This window comes from Amycolatopsis sp. NPDC049688 (assembly GCF_040674975.1).
In the GTDB taxonomy this organism is placed as follows: Bacteria; Actinomycetota; Actinomycetes; order Mycobacteriales; family Pseudonocardiaceae; genus Amycolatopsis.
Window position 1 is genome coordinate 630,744 of sequence record NZ_JBFANY010000003.1, and the last position, 21,633, is coordinate 652,376.

Genomic DNA, 21,633 nt, shown 5'->3' on the forward strand with positions numbered 1-21,633 from the left:
TCGCTCCGGTTCCGTGATGCCGGTCCAGGGGTGTCTTATTGCCCGATCGGGTAATAAGACACCCCTCTCCGACCCTCGTCAGCTATTCGGCTGAGGATTCTTGTCCATTACCGGGTCGGCAATCTAGAATCCGGCTTCCTTGGCTGCCTTTCCCGCGCAGTAGCCGATGATGCCGCCTTCGGCGGCCGCGGCGGCGACGATGCAAACGACGCAGCCCGCACCGACGGTGCCCAGGCAGGCGATGCCACAGCCGATGGTGATCAGCGTGACCACGGACTGCGGGATACCGGCGCTGCTGAGGCACGAGTTCAACACGCTGAAGAACTTCCCCACATCGGCGTTGGGCTGGGCCTGCGGCGGCGGCGTGGCGGATTGGCCGGAGAACTGCACCGTACCATCGTTGTAGCCGGTGGCATCGGCTTTCAGTTCTCCGTTGGCCCACACGGAGACATGCGCACTGGCAGGGCTCAACACAGCGAAGTCCTGCTCGGCGTAGTCGGCCAGCCCACCATCACGATCGAAACCGACGGTAAGGCTGCTCGGCCCGACGAGGCCACCGCCCACTATGGGCAGGTACAGCAGAGTGGCACCGTTGCGCGCATTGACGTATGCCTTGGCATTGTTCTGGTCGAAAACCGCTCCGGCAGGCAGGTGGATCACGAGCTTGCCGGACGCCAGATTTGCCTTGACCGCCGATACGGACGCGGTCGCTTCGGCACGCGGCAGTGCGGTGTACGACTTTCCGAACTCCTGCTGCGTGTCGTAGATCTTGCGGTAGTTCCCCTGCATCTTCGCCGGCATCGTCCTGATCGCAGCCAGCACGTCTGAACCCTGCGATGGCGCCGGTGCCGCCTCGGCGGACACGCCCGTGGCGACCAGCGTGGTCATGGCCAGCAGCAACAACGCAAGACTGTTTGTCAGCCGACGCCTACGGCCGGTTGGCTTTACATTCATGTTCACGAACTCCCCATTGTGCTCGCAGCACTACGGGTCCCCAGCATTTCAACGCAACCCCATTGAGAATTTTTTACCTCAGACGCGGGTTACTCTTTCCCGGCTGGGCGATCCGTCGTGGCGCGCTTGTAGTTCTTACCCGCGTAGACACCCCAGGCGACCGTGGCGGCCGCGGCCAGTAGCCACCCCGCAATGGGTGGGAACCATGACCAGTTGAAGCTCGCACTCGTTATGCCAGCAAGAATCACCGCGACAAAAAGGAAGTGGAAACCAGGCTTACCTTTCACCATTCCCCCTCAAAACTGCCCGGAACTCGCCTGCCGAGCGGGCATCTGCACGATAGGTCGTGCACGACCTCCCCCGTTATCGGTAAGCCCGATCGGTCGACGCAAGATCCGATTCCGATCCGGCCGTGAATAAACCCCGGGACGTGCCCCATGCCCGTGATGAGTTCACTCCCCCGGCCCCTGTCTAGCACGGTTCACACCGAAGGGCCCCCGCACGGCCGGCCATACACCCGAATGGCGGTGGATGAAACAGACAAACAACTCACCAAGGGATTCGGCGACGTGTCCGGGCTGCGGGCGCGGTGGCTCAGGGGTGGCCGACGGGGTCGCCGGCGTAGGCGGCCAGCCGGTCGTCGAAGCCGTCCGCGGCGCCGGGTCTGCGGAAGTCCGGGGGATCGGGCCGGCCCGGGTACTCCTCGCGGTAGAGGTCCTTCACGAACGCCTCGACGGCTTCGGGCGCCGGCAGGACGTCCTCACCGAGGTACGCGAGCACGATGACTTCGTCGCCGCTCGGCGATTCGACCGCCGCGGACCAGCCGTCGCCCTCGTCCCACAGCAACGCCGTCTCGTGGTCCGGGAACCGGGTGAGCCGTTGTTCCAGCGCGAGGTACGCGCCGGCCGGGACGTCGACCTCGCAGAACCAGGCGGGCGCGTCCAGCTTGGCCGCCACGGCCAGCAGGTACTGCCGCAGCCCGCGCGCGGCCGCGCCGAGCCCGTCCCGTTCGATCATCCCGCACCCGCTTCTCCGGTCGGTGCCCCCGACGGGTGATACCCCGTCACCCACCCGGTCAATCCGCTCCGACCCGGGTGGCGCAGCACGTCACCGGCCGTCCTCTGTGGATGGCCGACGGTCACCGGAAGAGCAGGTCCAGCACCTCGTCGTCACCCGTCTGGCGGAAATCGGCATACCACTGGCCGACCGCGCGAAAGCCCGGCGGTTCCGCCACGCAGACGACGTCGTCGGCTTCGGAGCGCACGCGGTCGGCCGCACCCGGGGCGGCGACGGGGGTGGCGAAGACGAGCGTGCGGGGCCGGGCCGCCCGGACCTCACGCAGCGCCGCTGTCGCCGTCACGCCGGTCGCCAACCCGTCGTCGACGAGGATGACGTCGCGGCCGGCCAGGATCGCGGGTGCCCGGCCGGCGCGGTACCGCCCGAGGCGGCGGCGCGCCTCCGCCCGCTCCCGGGCTTCGGCCCGGGCCAGCCGCGCGGCCGTCAGCCCGAGCGTGTGCAGGGCGGCCTCGTCGTAGATCGCCGGGCCGTCCGGGGTCACCGCGCCGACGCCGTACTCGCGGCGGCCCGGGGCGCCGATCTTGCGCGCGACGGCGACGTCCAGGCCGGCCCCGAGCCGCCGGGCGACGACGGCGGCGACCGGCACCCCGCCGCGGGCCAGCCCGAGCACGAGCGGGTCGGTCCAGCGGCGGTGCCGCAGCTCGTCCGCGAGGCAGCGGCCGCCGTCGGCCCGGTCGGCGAAGACCCGCGCGGCCATCACCGCGGCGGCGGCCCGCTCACGGGCGCCACTCGTCGCGCCAGTCGGGGTGGGCCTCGTACACGGACGCGATCAGCTTGACGGACGCATCGTCGTGGATGTCGCGGATCTCCCGGCGCAGGAACTCGGCCTTCTCGGCGAACGGCACCGGGTGCCGGTCCTCCATCGCTTCGACCGGCCCGCCGGCCAGCAGCAGCCCGTCACCGTCGTCGGCGTACATGATCCGCAGCCGTCCGCGCCGTTCGGCCTCGTCGATCAGCGGCAGTTCCCCCGCCCGGACGCGCTCTTCGTCCTCCGCGAGCCGGGCGAGCACGAATTCGTCGAGCTTCGCGGTCGTGGTGTCGTCGAGATTCGTCATGGGCGCGGGATACCCGCCCGGCCACCGCCTCAAGCGTGCGCGCGGCTCAGGCGCCGGGCGACCGCGTACCCGGTGCCGAGCAGGACGGCGCCGCCGGTGATCCACGGCCACAGCGGCACCGGGCCGTCACCGCCGGGCCGCGCCACTGCCACCACGGCCGGCGCCGCCGCTCCGGGGCCCGCCACGGTGAGCCGGAACGGAACGGTGCCGGAGACCGGGTGGCCGTCGGCGGAGGTGACGCGGTACCGGATCGTGTAGGCCCCGGCCGGCCCGAGGGGACGCAGCGGCGCCGAGACCCGGGCGTCCACAACGGACGCCGCGCCGGCCTCCCAGTGCGAAGTGCCGTCGGGGCCGAGCACCGCGAGTTCGGTGAAGCGGTTCTCCACCGGCTCGTCGAACTCGAGCACCGCCTCGGCCGGGCCCGTGGCGACCGACGCGCCCGCGGCCGGAGAACTGGCGACCAGGACGCTGTGCGCGTCCGCCGCAGGCGCGCCGAGCAGAACCGCGCCGGCGGCCGCCAGCGCGGCGGCGAACCGGGCCGGGAAAGACCAGCGGGAAGTCATGGTTTCTCGCCTTCTGGAGAATTCGGACGATGGCGGAACCGTAACGAGCAGATCCGGCGCCACGGCGGAAGGCCGTGAAACGGCTGTGTTAAGCAATTCTCACCGCCACACGCCGACAATCGGGCAAATCGGACGACTACTCCGACGGTCGGCGCTGCAGAACACCCGAACAGCGCAGCGGAACCGGCTTTCGGTCCAACATCTCACCGCGGCAGGGCGTTTGCGGGCTACCCGACTTTACCCGGCCTTCACGTGAAGATCACCCCGCGAAACGTGCCGGCTGGTTTATTGCTCCCACATCCCGTTCTTCCCCGCCACTCCGGAATTGCCGTTTCCCGCGAGCTGATTCCCGTTATTTGGAGGACGAAACCGTGCGAGGACCCACCTTGCGCCGTGACCACGTCATCGCCGCGAGCCTGGCCGGCGCGGTCGTGGTCGTCGTCGGCTACGCGTCCGGCATCGGCCTGCACCCGGGCACCGCGGCGGCGGCCCCGCCCGCGGTCGCGGACGGCGGACGCCCCGGCACGCCGGAAACGCCCGCCCCGCAGCCACTTCCGGCCGGCCAGCTGCCCATCGGCGGCCCGGCGTCCCCGCTGCCCGCGATCCCGGTCGCCGACCAGCCGCCGGCCCCGATGCCGCCCGGCGGCATCGACGTGACACCGGTGCCGGAATCCCCCGGGCCCGCCACCCCGCCGCCACCGCCTCCACCGTCGCCGCCGTCGCCGCCGCCGACCACGCCGGTCCCGCCCGGGACGGACCCGCCCGCGTGCCAACCCGGTGTGGCCCAACAGGTCCTGGACACCGTCGGCGGCCTGCCCCTGCTGGGTACCGTCACCACCGGGCTCGGGGTGACCGGAGAGGCCGGAGTCGGCGCCCTCGTCCTCGGCTACTGCCGCACGGACGACGGCGGACTGGAGCCGGCCATGGTGCCCGCCCCCACCGTCCCCAGTGGACAGTGAGCCGTGGAAGCCACCAAGGCGTGGTACGTGCTCGCCCGCACCGTCGACTACGCCGGTCTCACGCTGTTCGCGGGCGGGCTGCTGTTCCTGGCCGTGCTCTGGCCCGCCGGCGCCGGCTACCGCGGCGCTCGTTCGGTCCTGGTCACCGCCTGGGTGCTGGGCCTGCTCGGCACGCTCGCCGGGCTCGGCCTGCAGGCGGCGTGGGCCGCGCAGCGCCCGCCCGGCGATTTCCTGGCCTGGGACCTGCTCGGTCCGGCGCTGGACAGCCAGTTCGGCCGGATCTGGTTCGCCAGGGCCCTGTTGTGGCTGCTCGCCGGGGTCGTGCTGGCCTGGCTGCTGCAGCGGGGCCGCGCCGCCGCCACGGCGTTGCCCTGGCGCGCCGGGGCCGGGGCGGTGCTGCTCGGGCTGTTCCGCACGACCGGGCTCACCGGGCACGCCGCCGAGAGCACCCGGCCGTGGCTGACCCAGCTGGCGGACCTGGCGCACCTCGCGGGCGCCTCGGCCTGGATCGGCGGCCTCGCCGTGCTGCTGTTCGGCGTCCTGGCCCGGCGTGACCCCGAGGAGCTCGCCACGGTGGTCCCGCGCTACTCGAAACTGGCGATGACGTCCGTGTCGGTCGTCATCGCCGCGGGCGTGGTGCTCGCGTGGCAGACCGTCGGCAGCGTCAGCCGGGTGTTCGGCACGGCCTACGGACGGACGCTGCTGGTCAAGCTCGCCGTGCTCGCCGTCGTGCTGCTCGCCGCCCAGGTCAGCCGGAGCTGGGTCGGCCGCCGTCTCGACTTCGCCGTCGTCCTGCGCGGCGACGCCGGGACCGTCCGCCCGTTCGTCCACTCCGTCGCCGCGGAGACCACGCTCGTGCTCGTGGTCCTCCTCGCGGCGAGCTTCCTCGTCACGGCCAGTCCCGGCCGCTGATCGCCCCGCGAAAGGAGTCCCTCGATGGACAACCCCACCCCCACCGCCCCCGAGCAGCCGGAGGTGGTGCGCCGACGGCGGAACTGGCCGGTCGCCGTGGCGGTCCTCGCCCTGGCGGCGGCGCTGGTCAGCCTCGCCACGCTGCGCGGCGGGACGGCCGGGCAGGCCGCACCCAGCCAGGCCGCGAACGTCGACCTCGCCGCCTTGGCCCGGCAGAGCCCGCTGGCCGTCCCGCTCTACCAGGGGCTCGCGCAGGAACAGGCCGGCGGGGCCGCGGCGGCCGCGGCGCCTTCGGCGAAGGCCGTCGAAGCGATGGGCTACAAGTTCTCGCCGGCCGACCTGACCATCGCCGTCGGCGACACCGTGACGTGGACCAACCACGACACCGCGCCGCACAACATCGTGGTCACCGACGGGCCGGAGAAGTTCACCTCCCCGACCCTGCAGACCGGCCAGACCTTCAGCCACACCTTCACCAAGGCGGGCAAGTACTCGTACTACTGCTCGATCCACCCGGACATGAAGGCGACCGTCACCGTGACCGGCGCGGCCCCGACCAGCACTCCGCCGGCCACGACCCCGACGTCCGCCCCGGCCACGACCCCGGGCCACCCGATGCCGGCACCGACCACCCCGGCCGGCGGCTCCTGCGTGCCGAAGGCGGTCCTGCAGCCGATCTTCGACCACGTCAAGAGCGCGCACCTGGAGACCTCACCGGGTCAGCAGGTGCAGGACATCCTCAACCTGGACCAGTACATCAAGACCCACACGGTGTGGCTGGAAACCGTGCTCGCCCCGGCGTTCGACGGGTCGGCGGACAAGGTCGTCACCGACACGCTGGCGCCGATCCTCGCGCACATCAAGAGCGCGCACCTCGAGGAGTCGCCGGTTCAGCAGGTGACCGACCTGCTGAACCTCGACCAGTACATCAAGACGCACACGGTGTGGCTCGAAACCGTGCTCACGCCGTTGCTGAACCAGGCGAGCTGCTGATCACGCGGGTGGCCGGGACTTCCCGGCCACCCGCTCTCTCTCCCCGGAGGCCCTCCCCCATGTCCGACACCGCCGTCCTGCCGGCGACCCGCTACACCCTGCGCCGCGACCGCTGCGTCATCGAGCTTTCCCCGCGCCCGCCGCTGGCCCGCGCCCGGCTGACCGCGACCGGCGGGCACTGGACGCCCGGCTCGGCGCTCACGGTCACCCTCGGCCCCGGCTCCCTGCGGACGCCGATCCCGTTCCTGCACCGCGCGTTCCGCGGCGGGGAAATCACCTTCACCGCCGATGAAGTGGCCGAGGACCCCTTCGTCGCCGAGGGGCGCGTGGCCGGCCGTGACGTGCGCCTGCGCGGCGACGTCCGGTACCGGGACGACCACAGTGCCGTCGTCTGGGCCGCCGGGATCGTCCCGCCGGCCCGCCGCAAGCCACGGCGCGCCGGCCGGCTCGTGCGGCTGCTCGCCCGGCGGCGGCTGCGCGTGGAGATCGCGATCGAGTTCGTCCGATGAGGCGGGCCGCCCTGGCCGTCGCCGGCCTGCTGCTGTTCCTGAGCCTGCCGCTCGCCGGCCCGGCCGCCGCGGCGACGCAGCAGGTGATGATGCAGGACTACGCCTTCTCCCCCGCCGCGCTGACCGTGCGCGCCGGCGACACCGTCACGTGGATGCAGCACGACGAAGCCCCGCACGACGTCGTCACGACGAGCGCGCCGGTCGCGTTCCGCAGCCCGCAGCTGTCGGCCGGGCAAAGCTGGAGCTACACGTTCCGGCAGCCGGGGACCTACCAGTACTACTGCTCGGTGCACCCGGACATGCGGGCCTCGGTGACGGTTCTGCCCGCGCCCACGACGGCGCCGCCGAAGCCGGTGGCCACGGTGCCCCGGACCACACCAGTGCCACACACCACCGCGTCCTCGGCCACCTCGGCTGCCGTGGTGCCCGCCGCCACGCCGCCGGCCACCACGTCCGCGGCCGCTCCGGCCGCTGCTCCGGCCCCGGAGCCGGTCCAGCAGGCGGCCGCGGCGACCCCGCCGTCGCTGAACCCGATGCTGCTGGTCGCCGGGCTCGTCACCGGGGTCGCGGTGCTGTGCCTGCTGCTGCTCGGTTCGCGCCAGGCGTGAATTCCTGTCCGGAAACCTGTCCCAGCAAAGGACTGGACCAATAATATCAGCCGTTCACAATGGAAGCATCGTCCTTCAGCGCGGAAGGTGACCGATGAACTTCCTTGTGCCCCTGCTGACCTTCGTCATGGCGGCCACTCCGACGCCGGCACCGGCCGCCGCGCCGCTGGCGACGATTTGCAACAAGTACTGCGACGCGCGGGATCCCGCGTCGTCGCCCGGCGACCGCGAAGGCGCTTCGGCCGGCGTCAGCGGGCGAAGAATCTCCCTGCACCTCGACGACGGTGACGCCATGGGCTGGGCGGCGATCACCGGCGGCGCGGCCGGCGACCACGTCTGGCTGGACCGCTCGTTCGACGCCGGCCGCACGTGGGCGTCGGGCAGCAAGCTCGGCGACACCGCCACCCCCGCGGGGGCGACCGGCTGGCGGACCCTGATGTACAACACCGACGACTGGGCGAACCGGGGCGTCGGCCTGCTGCGCGCGTGCGGGCAGCCCGTGGGTTCGGGGAGCATCGCCTGCACCGGCTGGGCCCGTCCGACGTGGAACGCCTGGGACCGCCGCACCGCGGCCGCCACGGCGCTGATGGAGCGCTACAACCTCGGCACCGGCCTCTTCGACACGACCGGGTGGTGGAACTCGGCCAACGCGCTGACCGCGATCATCGACAACGCCCGGATCAGCGGCATGGGCAGCTACCGCTACGCGATCGACACGACGTACACGAAGAACCTCGCGGCTCAGGGCGGCCAGTTCCGCAACGACTACCTCGACGACACCGGCTGGTGGGGCCTGGCGTGGGTGGACGCCTACGACCTGACGGGCGACAGCAAGTACCTGAACACCGCCCGGGCGGACGCGGACCACATGTACGCGTACTGGGACGGCGTCTGCGGCGGCGGGGTCTGGTGGAGCACGAGCCGCACCTACAAGAACGCGATCCCGAACTCGCTGTACATCCAGCTGAACGCGGCCCTGCACAACCGGATCCCCGGCGACACGGCGTACCTGGCGCGCGCCCGCGCCGGGTGGGCCTGGTTCTCCGGCAGCGGCATGATCAACGGCTCGAACCTGGTCAACGACGGCCTGACCACGTCGACCTGCGCGAACAACGGCCAGCCGACCTGGTCGTACAACCAGGGCGTGCCCCTGGCGGCGCTGACCGAGCTGTACCGCGCGACCGGCGACGCGGCCCTGCCGGCGAAGGCCCGCACGATGGCGAACGCGTCGACGACCAGCGGGTCCCTGAACCCGGGCGGCATCCTCCGCGACCCGGGCGAGACGGCGGGCGGCGGCGGTGCCGACGGCCCGAGCTTCAAGGGCGTGTACGTCCGGGACCTGGCCGTGTTCAACGCGGCGCTCTCCGACCACCCGTACACGGCCTACCTGCAGCGCCAGGCGAACTCGGCGTACGCGAACGACCGGAACAGCGCGGAAGCGTACGGCCTGATGTGGGCCGGCCCCTTCGACCAGCCCGACGCGGCCCGCCAGCAGAGCGCCCTGGACCTGATGAACGCCGCCCCCTGACCGGGTCGTGAGTGGTAAGGCGAGTCAGAACTCGCCTTACCACTCACGAGCTCGGCTCAGAGCGTCTTCTCCAGGCGGCCGGCCAGCAGCTTGATGAACCGGGACGGGTCCGCCAGCTCACCGCCCTCGGCCAGCAGGGCCATGCCGTACAGCAGCTCGGCCGTCTCGGCGAGACCCTCGTCGTCCGGCCGGGCGGTGTGGGCCTCGCGCAGGCCCGTCACCAGCGCGTGCTCCGGGTTGAGCTCGAGGATGCGCTTGATCGGCGGCAGCTCCTGCCCCATCGCCCGGTACATCTTCTCCAGGGTCGGAGTCAGGTCGTGGGTGTCGCCGACGATGCAGGCCGGCGACGTCGTCAGCCGCGACGACAGGCGCACCTCCTTGACCGTGTCGCCCAGCGCCGTGCCCATCCACGTCAGCAGGCCCTCGAAGTCCTTGTTCTGCTGTTCGCGGGCGACCTCGGTGGCCTTCTTGTCCTCCTCCGACTCGAGGTCGACCTGGCCCTTGGCGATCGACTGGAACTGCTTCCCGTCGAAGCCCGGCACCGCGTCGACCCACATCTCGTCGATCGGGTCGGTCAGCACCAGCACCTCGTAACCCTTGGCGCGGAACGCCTCCATGTGCGGCGAGTTCTCGATCGCCGACCGCGACTCGCCGGTCATGAAGTAGATGTGCTCCTGGCCGTCCTTCATCCGCGAGACGTAGTCGCGCAGCGAAGTCGGCTTCTCCGCGTCGTGCGTCGAAGCGAACGAGGAGATCTCCAGGATGGCTTCGCGGTTCTCGAAGTCGTCGAGCAGGCCCTCCTTGACCGCCCGGCCGAACTCGCGCCAGAACGTCGCGTACTTCTCGGCGTCGGCGGTCATCATCGTCTTGACCGTCGACAGGACCTTCTTCACCAGCCGGCGGCGGATCAGCTGAATCTGCCGGTCCTGCTGCAGGATCTCCCGCGACACGTTGAGCGAGAGGTCCTGCGCGTCGACGACGCCCTTGACGAACCGCAGGTACTCGGGGACCAGCGACTCGCAGTCGTCCATGATGAAGACGCGCTTGACGTAGAGCTGCACGCCCCGCTTGCGCTCGCGCAGGAACAGGTCCATCGGCGCGTGCGAGGGCAGGAACAGCAGCGCCTGGTACTCGAACGTCCCCTCGGCCTGCAGCCGGATCGTCTCCAGGGGGTCCTGCCAGTCGTGGCTGACGTGCTTGTAGAACTCGTGGTACTCGTCCTCGGTGACCTCGCTCGACGAGCGCGCCCACAGCGCCTTCATCGAGTTGACCGTCTCGGTCTCGGCGTCCTCGCCCTCGCCCTTCATGCGGATGGGCCAGGTGATGAAGTCGGAGTACTTCTTGACGATCTCGCGGATCTTCGCCGCGGACGTGTAGTCGTAGAGGTGGTCCTCGGTGTCCTCCGGCTTGAGGTGCAGGGTGACCGCGGTGCCCTGCGGCGCGTCCTCGACCGGCTGGATCGTGTACGTGCCTTCGCCGGTCGACTCCCAGCGAACGCCTTCGGCGCTGCCCGCGCGGCGGGTCACGAGGGTGACCTTGTCCGCGACCATGAAGCTCGCGTAGAACCCGACGCCGAACTGCCCGATCAGGTCCTGCGACGCCGCCGCGTCCTTCGCCTCCTTCAGCTTGGTCAGGAAGTCGGCGGTGCCGGACTTGGCGATCGTCCCGATCAGGGCGACGACCTCGTCGCGGGTCATGCCGATGCCGTTGTCCCGGACCGTCAGGGTCCGCGCCTCCGGGTCGGTCTCGATCGCGATGTGCAGGTCGGACGTGTCCGCCTCGAGGTCCTTGTCGCGGTACGACTCCAGCCGCAGCTTGTCGAGGGCGTCGGAGGCGTTGGACACGAGCTCCCGCAGGAACGTGTCCTTGTTCGAATAGATCGAATGGATCATCAGCTGGAGCAGCTGACGCGCTTCCGACTGGAACTCCAGCGTCTCGATCGGGGCAGTCACTTCCATTCCCTTCCGCGTGTCCGGTGGCCGTCGTTGGGTCGATCCTACCGAGCGGGTCCGACAGTTCGTGACCGCGCACTTTATGAACGCAATCTCGGAGCCGGCCGCTACAGGTGTGATGCTGGCCACGCCCCGCTGCCGATCAAGGAGGATCGAGTGCCCGGACGCTTCACCCGGTGGGCGGCCGCGTTCGCCGCGGCCGGTGCCCTGACCACCGCCTTCGCCGCGCCCGCCGCCGCGGCGGGCGTCGCCGACCATCCCGTCGCCACCACCGGCTGCGGGCGCCCCGCGGGCTTCCCCGCCGGCGTGACGACCACCCGGCACGTCACCTCGGGCGGCCTCGACCGCGAGTACACCGTTCACCTGCCCGCCCGGTACCACCCGTACCGGCCGTACCCGCTGGTCCTGTCGTTCCACGGGCACAAGCGGACGTCCCAGTACCAGGAGGAGCTGTCCGGCTTCTCCGCGCTGGACGCCATCGCGGTCTACCCGCAGGGCCTGACCGGCACCGACGGCGAGTCGGCCTGGACCGGGGCGCCCTACTCGGCCGCCGCCGACGACGTGCTGTTCACCAGCGACCTGCTGACGGCGCTGCAGCGCACCCTGTGCGTCGACCCGGGACGGATCTACGCCGCCGGCAAGTCCAACGGCGGCGGGTTCGTCGGCGTGCTGGCGTGCCGGCTGGGCGGCCGGATCGCGGCGTTCGCGCCGGTGTCGGGCGCGTTCTATCCGCAGGGTGGCGCCTGCCTGCCGCGCCGGCCGGTGCCGGTCCTCGACTTCCACGGCACCGCCGACACGACCATCCCCTACGACGGCAACCCGGCGAAGGGCCTCCCGCCGATCCCGGGCTGGCTGGCCGGATGGTCCACAAGGGACGGTTGCCGCCCGGATCCGGTGACGTGGACGCCGGTCGCCGGGGTCGTCGCCGCGAAGTGGCTAGGCTGCGAAGGCCGTGGCGCCCTGGAGCACTACCGCGTCGAAGGTGCCGGGCACGTCTGGCCCAGCACCCGGCCGAACAACGATTCCGCGACGCCCACGGTGATCGACGCGACGCCGGTCATCTGGCGGTTCTTCCGCGCGCATCCACTGTGGTGAAACACGATTGACGCACCTCTTTCCCCTCGGCGACCATTTCGCCGAGAGGAAAGAGGTGCGTTGTGAAGGTCCTGGTCCTGAACGCCGGTTACGAACCGCTGCAGACCGTTTCGGTGCCGCACGCGATCCGCATGCTCGTGCGGCACGTCGCCGAGATCCACGAGGCCGAAGACGGTCTCGCGTACGGGTTGTTCCCGCGCCCGAAGATCGTGCGGTTACTGCGTTACGTCGTCATGAAGTGGCGATATACGCAGCCGCCGCGCTGGTCCCGCCGCGGGGTGCTGACCCGCGACGGCCACCGCTGCGCGTACTGCGGCGCGAAGGCGACGACGATCGACCACGTGACGCCGCTGAGCCGCGGCGGCGAGCGGACGTCGTGGTTGAACACGGTCGCCGCGTGCGGCGGCACGGCCCGCAGCTGCAACGCGCGGAAGGCCGACAAGCTGCCGGCCGAGGCGGGGATGAAGCTGCGGTTCACCCCGTACGTCCCGGCCTGGGACCAGCTGCACCGGCTCGGCGCGTGAGCGCGGCCTGTCCGTCGGCACACCGGCGGGCAGGCCGTTAGGCTCGAACCGAACGTCGCCCGCATCCGTGTGTTCCGGGGGAAGCCGGGAGGTCGTCGTGACCGACGCAGGAGAGCTGGTCGCCGGGCGCTACCGGCTGTCGGAGAGAATCGGCCAGGGGTCGATGGGCGTGGTCTGGCGCGCCCGTGACGAGCGGCTGGACCGGGTCGTCGCGGTCAAGCAGCTGGACTACGACGCGGCCATCGGGCCGGCCGCCGGTGCGCAGGCGGCGCAACGCGCCCTGCGCGAGGCCCGGCTCACCGCGCGCCTGCGGCACCCGCACGCGATCACGGTGCACGACGTCGTCGAGGCGCCCGGCGGGCCTTACCTGGTCATGGAGTACCTGCCGTCGCGCAGCCTGGCGGAGATCCTGCTCGACCGGGAGACGCTGCCCGCCGAGGAGGTGGCGCGCATCGGCGTGCAGGTCGCGTCGGCGCTCGCCGCCGCGCACGCCGAGGGCGTGGTGCACCGCGACGTCACGCCCGCCAACGTCCTGCTCGGCGAGGAGGGGGTCGCCAAGATCGCCGACTTCGGCATCTCCCGGGCGACCGGCGAAGGCACGGTGACCGGCGGCGGCTTCATCGCGGGCACGCCCGCCTACCTGGCGCCCGAGGTCGCCGCCGGCCGCGACGCCGAGTTCCCCGCCGACGTCTTTTCCCTCGGTGCCACGCTCTACCGGGCGCTGGAAGGCGCGCCGCCGTTCGGCAACGACGACAACGCGATCACCCTCCTCCTGCGCATCGCGAAAGAGGAGGTCGTCCCGCCGCGCCACAGCGGCCCGCTCGCCGAGGTGCTGAGCCGGATGCTGCAGCGGGATCCGGCCGCGCGCCCGGCGATGGCGGAGGTCCAGGAGCTGTTCGAAGCGGTCACCGGCGGCCGTCCGCTGCCCCCGCCGCGTCCCCGGCCGCGGGCCGGGACCCGGCTGCTGCGCGTCCGCCGTCCGCGACGCCGGCTGGTCCTCGCGGGCGCCGCCGGCGCGGTGCTGCTGGCGCTGGGCGTGGTGATCGGCACGGTGATCGTCCCGGACGGCACGCCGGTGGCCACGCCGGTGCCGTCGGCCGCGCCGTCCTCGACCCCGCCGGTGCCCGCGCCCACGACCCCGGCCGACCTGGGCTGCGCGGCGCGGTACGAGGTGACGAACTCGTGGCCGGGCGGCTACCAGGTGCTGGTGACGGTCCGCAACGACCGCGCGGCCGGCCTGTCCGGCTGGCGCGTCCGCTGGACGTTGCCGGCCGGTCACCGCATCACCGGCCTGTGGAACGGGACCTTCACTGTCGACGGGTCCACGGTGACGGTCGAAAACGCCGCCTGGAACGCGAAACTCGACGCGGACGGGACGACGACGTTCGGGTTGATCGCCCTGACGCAGAACGGCAGCGGCGACGCCCGCCCGGCCCTCACCTGCCGGACGCTCTGACTCTCCGTCGCTGGGCCGATCAGGGCAATTCGCGAGAGATCGCGCCCCGCTCTCAACGGTCTTGCCGCCTGGCTCGTCGGAAGTGGTGATCAACCACCACACGGAGGTGCCAGTGCGAAGAAGTCTCACGGTGTTCGCGGTGCTGCTCGCCGGTTCGGCCGGGCCGGCCGGGCTCGCCCCGCCGGCGGCGCTCGCCGCGGGGCCGTCGCCGACCGCCACCCTGATCACCGGCGACCGGGTCACCGTCCGGACCGCCCCGGACGGCCGGGACAGTTTCGAAATCCAGCCCGCCGCGGCCAAGGGCATGGCGCGGGCGCTGGTGCACCTGCGGCTCGGCGGCCGGGACTACGAGGTCCCCGGCACCGCGCTCCCCTACCTCGGGCGCGGGCTCGACCTGAGCCTGTTCGACGTCAAGGCGTTGCTGGCGGGCGCGAAGAACCCGGCCGACACCGCCACGTTCGGTGCCGCGCTGGCGAAACAGTTCAAAGAGGACAGTGCGCGGGGTCGCTTCGGCGGGCAGGGCCTGTTCGCGAACGGGGCGCGGTACGCCCTCGCCGGCGCGCCGAAGCGGCAGGCCGTCCAGCCGCGGTCGGTGATGCGGACGGTGTCGGTCGACGCCACCGACGTCGCCGGCAAACCCGCGAACACGGGCATCGCGTTCCTCTACAACACCGACGACGGCAACACCCTCGCCCCCGACGAGAACTTCAACTACTTCTCCGGCGGCACGGCCAAGTTCAGCGTGCCGGACGGCAACTACAGCGCGCTCGGCGTGCTCTGGACGGCCGACGCCGACGGCAACCCGACCGACCTGCGGTTCTCCGCGCAGCCGGAGTTCGCGGTGCGGGCGGACGCGACCGTCCGTGTCGACGCGAAACGCGCGTCCAGCAAGCTGACCTGGGTGACCCCGCGGCCGGCGCTGCTCGACGACACCGGGTTCCTCTTCCGCCGGGCCGCGAAGACCGGGCCGGCCCTGCTCGTCGACTTCGACGCCGGGCCGGGGGTGCCGATCTCGGTGTCGCCGACCGCCGTCCCGGTGCGCACCGGGGCGCTGCAGACGTACCCGTACAGCAGGCTGGTGTCCCCGCCCGGGCCCGGCACGCCGTACGAATACGTGCTGCAGAAGGCCACGATCGGCACGATTCCGCAGCAGCGGTACGTGATCACGGCGAAGGACGTCGCCACGGTGGACGCCACCTACTACAGCGAATACAGCTCGGTGGGCCGGCGGCAGCGCAGCGGCATGTTCACCTTCGAGGACGGCGGCGGCCGGCCGTCGCACCTGATCGACCTGCCGCGCAAGCAGACCGAGTACGTCTCGGCGGCGCCGGACCTGGTGTGGTTCGGCGGTGTTTCGAAGTACGTGCTGCCCGGTCCGTTCCCCGGCTGGGCCGGCGGCCAGTACGAGGCCTTCCACGGCTACCGGGGCGGCTCGTCGGTCACCGAAGACTGGAACCGCTTCCCGCTGCACCCGGCGGGCGCGGTGGCGCTGCAGGCCGATCCCACCGTCTACACCTTGCCGGCCGCGACGCGCGCCGGTGACCTGCTGCGGTTCTCGCTCACGCCGTTCAGCGACAACCAGCCGGGTCACACGGGGTTCGGCTACTACGGCGAGTCGCGGGACACCGTCACCGGGCACTACCGCCTCACCCAGGACGGCACCACCCTCACCGAGGGCACGCCGACGGGCGGCGGCTTCGAAGCCGCCTTCGAGCACGAGGCCGGCCCGGGTCCCTCGACGCTCGGCCTCACGGTCGACGCCGGGCGCACCGGGCCGATGTACCACCAGAGCACCGCGAGCCACACCGAGTGGACGTGGAAGTCGCAGCACGTCGAAGGCGCCCAGCTGCCGCCCGCGTTGTACTGCGCCCGCGGCGACAACGGCCCGGACCGCGCCTGTGCGGTGGAGCCGCTGCTGACGCTGCAGTACGCCGTCGGCGGGCTCCGGCCGGACGGGTCCACCCCGAGCGGGCCGCAGAGCCTGGACCTCACCGTCGGGCACCTGCAGCAGAGCACCCCGTCGCCCATCGCCGGCGCGACCGTGCAGTACTCGACCGACGGCGTGACCTGGCTGGACGCGACCGTCACCGCCCGCGGCGACGGCGTCTTCCACGCCGAATTCCCGGTGACCACGGAGGCGTTCCGCGGCACGGACGTCTCGCTGCGGGTCACCGCGTCCGACGCCGCCGGGGCGACGATCGCCGAGAGCGTCACGGCCGCTTACCACGTCTACGTGTCCTGAGGGGAAGGTCCACTGTGAACAGAAGATGGATCGGCGCGCTGGCCGCCGTGGTGGCGGCGGCCGGCCTGGTCACCCCCGCCGCGGCCGCCACCCCGGTGTCCCGCCCGGCGTGCCCCGAACCGGCTCCGGGCCAGGCGCGCTGCCTCACCACCTACACCCCGCGCGCGGTCCGCGCGCTCGCCGACGGGCCGGCGGGCTGGGGCGCCGCCGACCTGGCGTCGGCGTACCGGCTGCCGGACCAGGCGGGGCCGGACACCGTCGTCGGCATCTCGATCGCCTTCGACGCGCCGAACCTGGAAGCCGACCTGGCCGCGTACCGGGCGCAGTACGGCCTGCCGCCGTGCACGACGGCGAACGGCTGCTTCCGCAAGGTGAACCAGCAGGGCGCGGCGGCTCCGCTGCCGCCGAGCTCCTTCGGCTGGGCCCTTGAGTCCACTTTGGACGTGTCGATGGTGTCGGCGGCGTGCCCGTCCTGCCGGATTCTCGTCGTGGAAGGCGATTCCCCGGGTTTCGCCGACCTCGCGGCGACGGAGGACACCGCGGTGCGGCTGGGCGCGAAGGTCGTGTCGAACAGCTACGGTGCCCGGGAAAGCGGCGCGCCGCTGGCGTACGCGAGCCACTACCAGCACCCGGGCGTGACGGTGGTGGCCTCGTCGGGCGACAGCGGTTTCACCGCGGCGAGCTACCCGGCGGTGCTGGCCTCGACGGTCGCGGTCGGCGGGACGACGCTGGCCCGGGACCCGGATTCGCCGCGCGGCTGGGCGGAATCGGCGTGGCAGTACGGCGGCAGCGGCTGCTCGGCCTACATCGCCAAACCGAAGTGGCAGCAGGACACCCACTGCGGCAAGCGGACGGTCGCCGACGTGTCGGCGGTCGCGGACGGCGTGGCGGTGTACAACACGGACGTGGGCGGCTGGCTCCCGGTGAGCGGCACGAGTGCCTCGGCGCCGTTCGTGGCGGGCCTGTACGGCCGTTCGGGCCGGGCGGGCACGGCCCAGCCGGCCGGCGTGTACGCCAACGCGGCGAAGTTCGTGGACATCGCCGCGGGCGACAACGACCCGAGCGGCGGCGGCAAGAAGTGCGGCGGCGACTACCTGTGCGTCGCGGGCCCGGGCTACGACGCTCCCACGGGGGTGGGGGTGCCGAACGGCCTGAGCGGCTTCTGACGACCTGAGGGTGCCCGGCTCCCGGGGAGCCGGGCACCCTCAGCTCAGGCCGGGGCGGCAGAGCCCGCGTTCGTACGCCAGCAGCCCGGCGCCGGTCCGGTGCGCGCAGCCCAGCTTCCGCACCACCCGCGCCACGCAGTCCCGCACGATCGGCTCCGGCAGCCCCAGCCGGTGCGCGATCTCGGCGTTCGTCAGGGCCGCCCCGACGCCGGCGAGCACGTCGGTCTCGCGGGCCGACAGGCGGTCCACCTGCGCGAGCCGGTCGTCGCGGGGGCCGGACAGGCGGGTGGCCGCCGACAGCAGGCGGCGGGAGGCGTCCGGGGACAGCACCACGTGCCCGTCGGCGGCCAGCCGGACCACCTTGACCAGGTCGTTGCGCCGGGCCGACCGCAGCAGGAAGCCCGAGGCGCCGTCGCGCAGGGCGCGGAGGATGCCCGCGTCCGAGTCGAAGGTGGCCAGCGCCACCACCGCCGGGCGCCGGGGCAGCGCGTCCGGCCAGGTCAGGCGCAGGTCCAGCAGCAGCACGTCCGGCAGCCGGCGCCGGAGGGTGACGCGGGCGGCCGTCGCGTCGGGGGCCGAGCCGACGACCTCGATGCCGTCCGCCGCGTCGAGGATCCCGCTCAGGCGGGCGCGCACCGCCGGGTCGCGCTCGGCCACCAGGACCCGGACCGGCGGTGCGGGCACCCGGTCAGTCCTTGGCCCGCAGGCGGATCAGCGGCAGGTCGGCCTTCGACGCGCCGACCAGGTCACGGCCACCGGGGCCGCGCAGCCGCAGCTCGCGGAAGCGCACCGACGAAAGCTGCGCGGCCTCGATCGGGTAGACGTCGCCGTAGCGGCGGATCTTGTCGACCAGTTCCTTGCCGAGCAGCTCGACGAGGCCCGCGTGCCGGGTCGCGCCGCCGCCGAGCGGCACGTCCAGCTGCGCGCGGACCTCGGGGAACCGCTGGTCCAGCTCGACGGCCAGCTGGTGGATGGTGACGTAGGCGCGCCCGAACTCCTCGGCGTCCGGGCCCGGCGGGATCTCCTGCAGCACCTTGACGAGCTTGTCGTCCATCTTGAGCTTGTCCCACAGGGTCACGTCTTTTCCTCCACATGCGGCCGCCGTTGGTCTACCAGAGGACCGGCACGCGGTCCACTCCCCCGGTGACACGGTTGGTCCGGACCTGGAGTTCATCGACGCCGACGGCCAGGCGCAGCCCGGGGAACCGCCGGAACAGCGAGCCGAAAACGACCCGCAGTTCGGTGCGGGCCAGGCTCGCCCCGATGCAGAACCAGCCGCCGTAGGCGAAGGAAACGTGCGAATTCGGCTTGCGGCCGGGGTCGAACGCGCCGGGGTCGGGGAACACGGTCTCGTCCCGGTTGGCGGCGGCGATGGACAGGAGGACCGCGTCGCCCCGCGGGATCGTCACCCCGCCGAGTTCGACGTCGTCGTGGGCGTATCGCAGCACCCCGAGCCCGCTCGGCGCGGACAGCCGCAGGATCTCTTCGACGACGCCGTGCACGCGGCCTTCGGGGTCGGCGGCCAGCTCGTCCCGCCGGGTGAGGTCGGCGAGCAGGTAGAGGACGCCGAGGTCGATCCGGTTGGAGGTGGTCTCGTGGCCGGCGAACAACAGTCCGGCGGCGAGCCGCGCGAGGTCGTCGTCCCCGAAGGCCGGATCGTCGGCCTGCGCCCGCACCAGGTCCGAGACGACGTCCTGCCCCGGCTCCCGCCGCTTGCTGTCGGCGAGCCGGCTCATGTAGGCGGCGAACTCCTCGAGCGCCGCATCCGAGGCGGCGCCGATGTCCATCCGCCCGATCCGGTCCGAGAGCACCCGGAAGGTCTCGCGGTCGTCGTAGGGGACGCCGAGCAGCTCGCAGATGACGAGCACGGGCAGCGGGAAGGAGAGGTGTTCGTGCAGGTCGACGACGTCGTGCTCGCGCCGCGCGCGTTCCATGGCGTCGAAGCAGCCGTCGGCGAGCTCCTGCACGTGCCCGGCGAGCCGCCGGATCCGGTTGGCGGAGAAGGCGGGCACGAGCAGCCGCCGCATCCGGGCGTGCTCGGTGTGCTCGGTGTCGTGGTCCCCCTGCGGCCGGCTGAGGAAGGCGGCATCCGAAAGCAGGGAAGCTTCCTCCGGCGCGGGGTGCGACCGGCCGAACCGCGGATCGGTGAAAACGGCCCGCACCTGGTCGAACCCGGTGACGAGCCAGGCGGGATCCCCGGCGGGCGTGGTGACCGGGACAACGGGCCCCTGCCGGCGAAGGACCTCGAAGAGCGGAGCGATCTCCAGGACACTGGGCCGATCGAACGGAAGGCGCGGAGCAGCGGCGGTCATCGGGTCTCCTCCCGGAAGCGCGCACGGCCGGCGCGAACACGGGCGGGCCGGTCACCGGCCGCTCCCCCCGGTCCCCCGCGTTCCACGGTACTCAGGAAGCCGCCGATCGGGCGGGGAAGGCGGATTCCCCGCCCGATCGGGCCAGCGAGCCTGCCCGGGCGGGCCGGAATTGTCGGTGTGTGCCGGTATCGTGGATACCGGGGGCCGGAGGCCACCCCCACCGAGGCCGCCCCACCCGGCCTACAGCAGCTGCCAGGCCCGCGTCAGCGTGTCCCGCAGGATCTGCTCCATCTCGTCGAACTCCCGCTGATCGCAAACCAGCGGCGGCGACAGCTGCACGACCGGCTCGGCCCGGTCGTCCGCCCGGCAGTACAGCCCCGCCTCGAACAGCGCCTCCGACAGGAACCCGCGCAGCACCCGCTCGGACTCCGCCGCCGTGAACGTCTCCTTGGTCGCCTTGTCCTTCACCAGCTCGATCCCGTAGAAGAACCCGGCGCCGCGGACGTCCCCCACGATCGGCAGGTCGAGCAAGTTGTCCAAAGTGGACCGGAAGGCGGATTCCCGGCGCAGGACGTGGCCGTACAGGTCCTCCCGCTCCATCAGGTCGAGGTTCGCCAGCGCCACCGCGCACGACACCGGGTGGCCGCCGTAGGTCGAGCCGTGCATGAACGTCGTCTCGCCGCGGGTGAACGGCTCCATCAGCCGCTCCGAAGCCAGCACCGCGCCCAGCGGCGCGTACCCCGACGTCAGGCCCTTGGCCGTCGTGATGATGTCCGGCTGGTAGCCGTACCGCTTGGCCGCGAAGTCGTACCCGACCCGGCCGAACGCGCAGATGACCTCGTCGGACACCAGCAGGACGTCGTGCTTGTCGCAGATCTCCCGCACCCGCGCGAAGTACCCCGGCGGCGGCACGAAACAGCCGCCGGTGTTCTGCACCGGCTCCAGGAACACCGCCGCGACGGTGTCCGCGCCCTCGAATTCGATCGCCTGCTCGATCCGGTCCGCCGCCCAGCGGCCGTACGCCTCGTAGTCGTCGGCGTGCTCGGTCGCCCGGTAGAAGTTCGTGTTCGGGACGCGCAGCGTGCTCGGCACCAGCGGCTCGAAGTCCGCTTTCGCGCCGGGGATGCCGGTGATCGACAGCGCGCCCTGCGACGTCCCGTGGTAGGCCAGCGCGCGGCTGATCACCTTGTGCTTGCCCGGTTTCCCGGCCAGCTTGAAGTACTGCTTCGCCAGCTTCCACGCCGTCTCGACGGATTCGCCGCCGCTCACGGTGAAGAACACGCGGTTCAGGTCGCCCGGCGCCGCGGCGGCGAGCCGCGAAGCCAGCTCGATCGCCGCCGGGTGCGCGTGGCCCCACAGCGGGAAGTAGGCGAGCTGCTTCGTCTGGCGCGCGGCAGCCTCCGCGAGTTCCTCGCGGCCGTGGCCGACCTGGACCGCGAACAGCCCGGCGAGCCCGTCCAGGTAGCGCTTCCCGCGGGCGTCCCAGATGTACGGGCCTTCGCCGCGCACGATCACCGGGACGTCGGTCTCGTCGTAGGCCGAGTGGCGGGTGAAGTGCATCCAGAGGTTGCTGCGGGCCACCTGCGCGAGGCTCGGGGCGTCGGCGGCGGCGCGGTCGGCGGTAGTGGTCATGCCTCGGTTATCGCACGCGCCGACCCGATGACGCAAGCGATTCAGTCGTCCAGCCGAACTTGGACGACTAATTCATGGTCATCTATCGCTCTACAC

At 72.1% G+C, this 21,633-nt stretch carries 21 protein-coding genes; 11 read left to right on the plus strand and 10 right to left on the minus strand.

Going from position 1 to position 21,633, the window contains the following annotated elements:
- Positions 1-123: 123 nt before the first annotated feature.
- The 5 genes from AB0J55_RS13945 to AB0J55_RS13965 all read right to left on the minus strand — a co-directional run bounded on the left by AB0J55_RS13945 (position 124) and on the right by AB0J55_RS13965 (position 3,649).
- A complete protein-coding gene (locus AB0J55_RS13945; protein ID WP_364247532.1) occupies positions 124-903 on the minus strand; it encodes a hypothetical protein in 780 nt (259 codons plus the stop codon).
- Between the two features lie 645 nt (positions 904-1,548).
- Entirely contained in the window at positions 1,549-1,971 is a 423-nt protein-coding gene (locus AB0J55_RS13950; RefSeq protein ID WP_364247535.1) for a DUF6292 family protein, read from the minus strand.
- Between the two features lie 121 nt (positions 1,972-2,092).
- Positions 2,093-2,728 (minus strand): phosphoribosyltransferase family protein, encoded by a 636-nt coding sequence (locus AB0J55_RS13955; RefSeq protein WP_364247538.1) that lies wholly within the window; start codon positions 2,726-2,728, stop codon positions 2,093-2,095.
- Positions 2,729-2,747: 19 nt separating this feature from the next.
- Complete coding sequence (locus AB0J55_RS13960; protein ID WP_364247541.1) at positions 2,748-3,086, minus strand: hypothetical protein; 339 nt, start codon at positions 3,084-3,086, stop codon at positions 2,748-2,750.
- A 29-nt stretch (positions 3,087-3,115) separates the two neighbouring features.
- Complete coding sequence (locus AB0J55_RS13965) at positions 3,116-3,649, minus strand: copper resistance CopC family protein (protein ID WP_364247544.1); 534 nt, start codon at positions 3,647-3,649, stop codon at positions 3,116-3,118.
- Positions 3,650-4,020: 371 nt separating this feature from the next.
- Between AB0J55_RS13965 and AB0J55_RS13970 the strand changes: the two genes are divergently transcribed.
- The 6 genes from AB0J55_RS13970 to AB0J55_RS13995 all read left to right on the plus strand — a co-directional run bounded on the left by AB0J55_RS13970 (position 4,021) and on the right by AB0J55_RS13995 (position 9,158).
- Entirely contained in the window at positions 4,021-4,608 is a 588-nt protein-coding gene (locus tag AB0J55_RS13970) for a hypothetical protein (protein WP_364247547.1), read from the plus strand.
- A 3-nt stretch (positions 4,609-4,611) separates the two neighbouring features.
- Complete coding sequence (locus tag AB0J55_RS13975) at positions 4,612-5,520, plus strand: CopD family protein (RefSeq protein WP_364247549.1); 909 nt, start codon at positions 4,612-4,614, stop codon at positions 5,518-5,520.
- 24 nt (positions 5,521-5,544) lie between these two features.
- Positions 5,545-6,513: a cupredoxin family copper-binding protein gene (locus AB0J55_RS13980; RefSeq protein ID WP_364247552.1), complete on the plus strand. Its 969-nt coding sequence runs from the start codon at positions 5,545-5,547 to the stop codon at positions 6,511-6,513.
- Between the two features lie 59 nt (positions 6,514-6,572).
- Complete coding sequence (locus AB0J55_RS13985; protein WP_364247555.1) at positions 6,573-7,022, plus strand: hypothetical protein; 450 nt, start codon at positions 6,573-6,575, stop codon at positions 7,020-7,022.
- Complete coding sequence (locus AB0J55_RS13990; RefSeq protein ID WP_364247558.1) at positions 7,019-7,630, plus strand: cupredoxin family copper-binding protein; 612 nt, start codon at positions 7,019-7,021, stop codon at positions 7,628-7,630. The genes AB0J55_RS13985 and AB0J55_RS13990 overlap by 4 nt, the downstream gene beginning before the upstream one ends.
- 94 nt (positions 7,631-7,724) lie before the next feature.
- Complete coding sequence (locus AB0J55_RS13995; protein WP_364247561.1) at positions 7,725-9,158, plus strand: glycoside hydrolase family 76 protein; 1,434 nt, start codon at positions 7,725-7,727, stop codon at positions 9,156-9,158.
- A gap of 56 nt (positions 9,159-9,214) precedes the next feature.
- On the opposite strand, the gene htpG is transcribed toward AB0J55_RS13995, so the two are convergent.
- Positions 9,215-11,110 (minus strand): molecular chaperone HtpG, encoded by a 1,896-nt coding sequence (htpG, locus tag AB0J55_RS14000; protein WP_364247564.1) that lies wholly within the window; start codon positions 11,108-11,110, stop codon positions 9,215-9,217.
- Positions 11,111-11,266: 156 nt separating this feature from the next.
- Here htpG and AB0J55_RS14005 point away from each other — a divergent pair, with 156 nt between their 5' ends.
- From AB0J55_RS14005 to AB0J55_RS14025, 5 genes are all read left to right on the plus strand, one after another.
- Positions 11,267-12,205, plus strand: coding sequence for a ferulic acid esterase (locus tag AB0J55_RS14005; protein WP_364247567.1), 939 nt, complete (start codon positions 11,267-11,269; stop codon positions 12,203-12,205).
- Between the two features lie 62 nt (positions 12,206-12,267).
- Entirely contained in the window at positions 12,268-12,729 is a 462-nt protein-coding gene (locus tag AB0J55_RS14010; RefSeq protein WP_004561222.1) for an HNH endonuclease, read from the plus strand.
- A 97-nt stretch (positions 12,730-12,826) separates the two neighbouring features.
- A complete protein-coding gene (locus AB0J55_RS14015) occupies positions 12,827-14,185 on the plus strand; it encodes a protein kinase (protein ID WP_364247570.1) in 1,359 nt (452 codons plus the stop codon).
- Positions 14,186-14,297: 112 nt separating this feature from the next.
- Entirely contained in the window at positions 14,298-16,427 is a 2,130-nt protein-coding gene (locus AB0J55_RS14020; protein ID WP_364247573.1) for a hypothetical protein, read from the plus strand.
- Positions 16,428-16,441: 14 nt separating this feature from the next.
- Positions 16,442-17,593: a S8 family serine peptidase gene (locus tag AB0J55_RS14025; protein ID WP_364247576.1), complete on the plus strand. Its 1,152-nt coding sequence runs from the start codon at positions 16,442-16,444 to the stop codon at positions 17,591-17,593.
- 39 nt (positions 17,594-17,632) lie between these two features.
- Here the strand turns inward: AB0J55_RS14025 and AB0J55_RS14030 are convergent, their stop codons facing one another.
- From AB0J55_RS14030 to AB0J55_RS14045, 4 genes are all read right to left on the minus strand, one after another.
- Positions 17,633-18,277 (minus strand): response regulator transcription factor, encoded by a 645-nt coding sequence (locus tag AB0J55_RS14030; protein WP_364247579.1) that lies wholly within the window; start codon positions 18,275-18,277, stop codon positions 17,633-17,635.
- A gap of 4 nt (positions 18,278-18,281) precedes the next feature.
- The gene (locus AB0J55_RS14035) at positions 18,282-18,671 is read right to left on the minus strand and encodes a hypothetical protein (RefSeq protein ID WP_364247582.1); all 390 of its coding nucleotides are present in this window, start codon (positions 18,669-18,671) and stop codon (positions 18,282-18,284) included.
- Between the two features lie 31 nt (positions 18,672-18,702).
- The gene (locus AB0J55_RS14040; protein ID WP_364247584.1) at positions 18,703-19,905 is read right to left on the minus strand and encodes a cytochrome P450; all 1,203 of its coding nucleotides are present in this window, start codon (positions 19,903-19,905) and stop codon (positions 18,703-18,705) included.
- Positions 19,906-20,145: 240 nt separating this feature from the next.
- On the minus strand, positions 20,146-21,537 hold the full coding sequence (locus AB0J55_RS14045; RefSeq protein WP_364247587.1) for an aspartate aminotransferase family protein: 1,392 nt from the start codon (positions 21,535-21,537) through the stop codon (positions 20,146-20,148).
- Positions 21,538-21,633 lie beyond the last annotated feature (96 nt).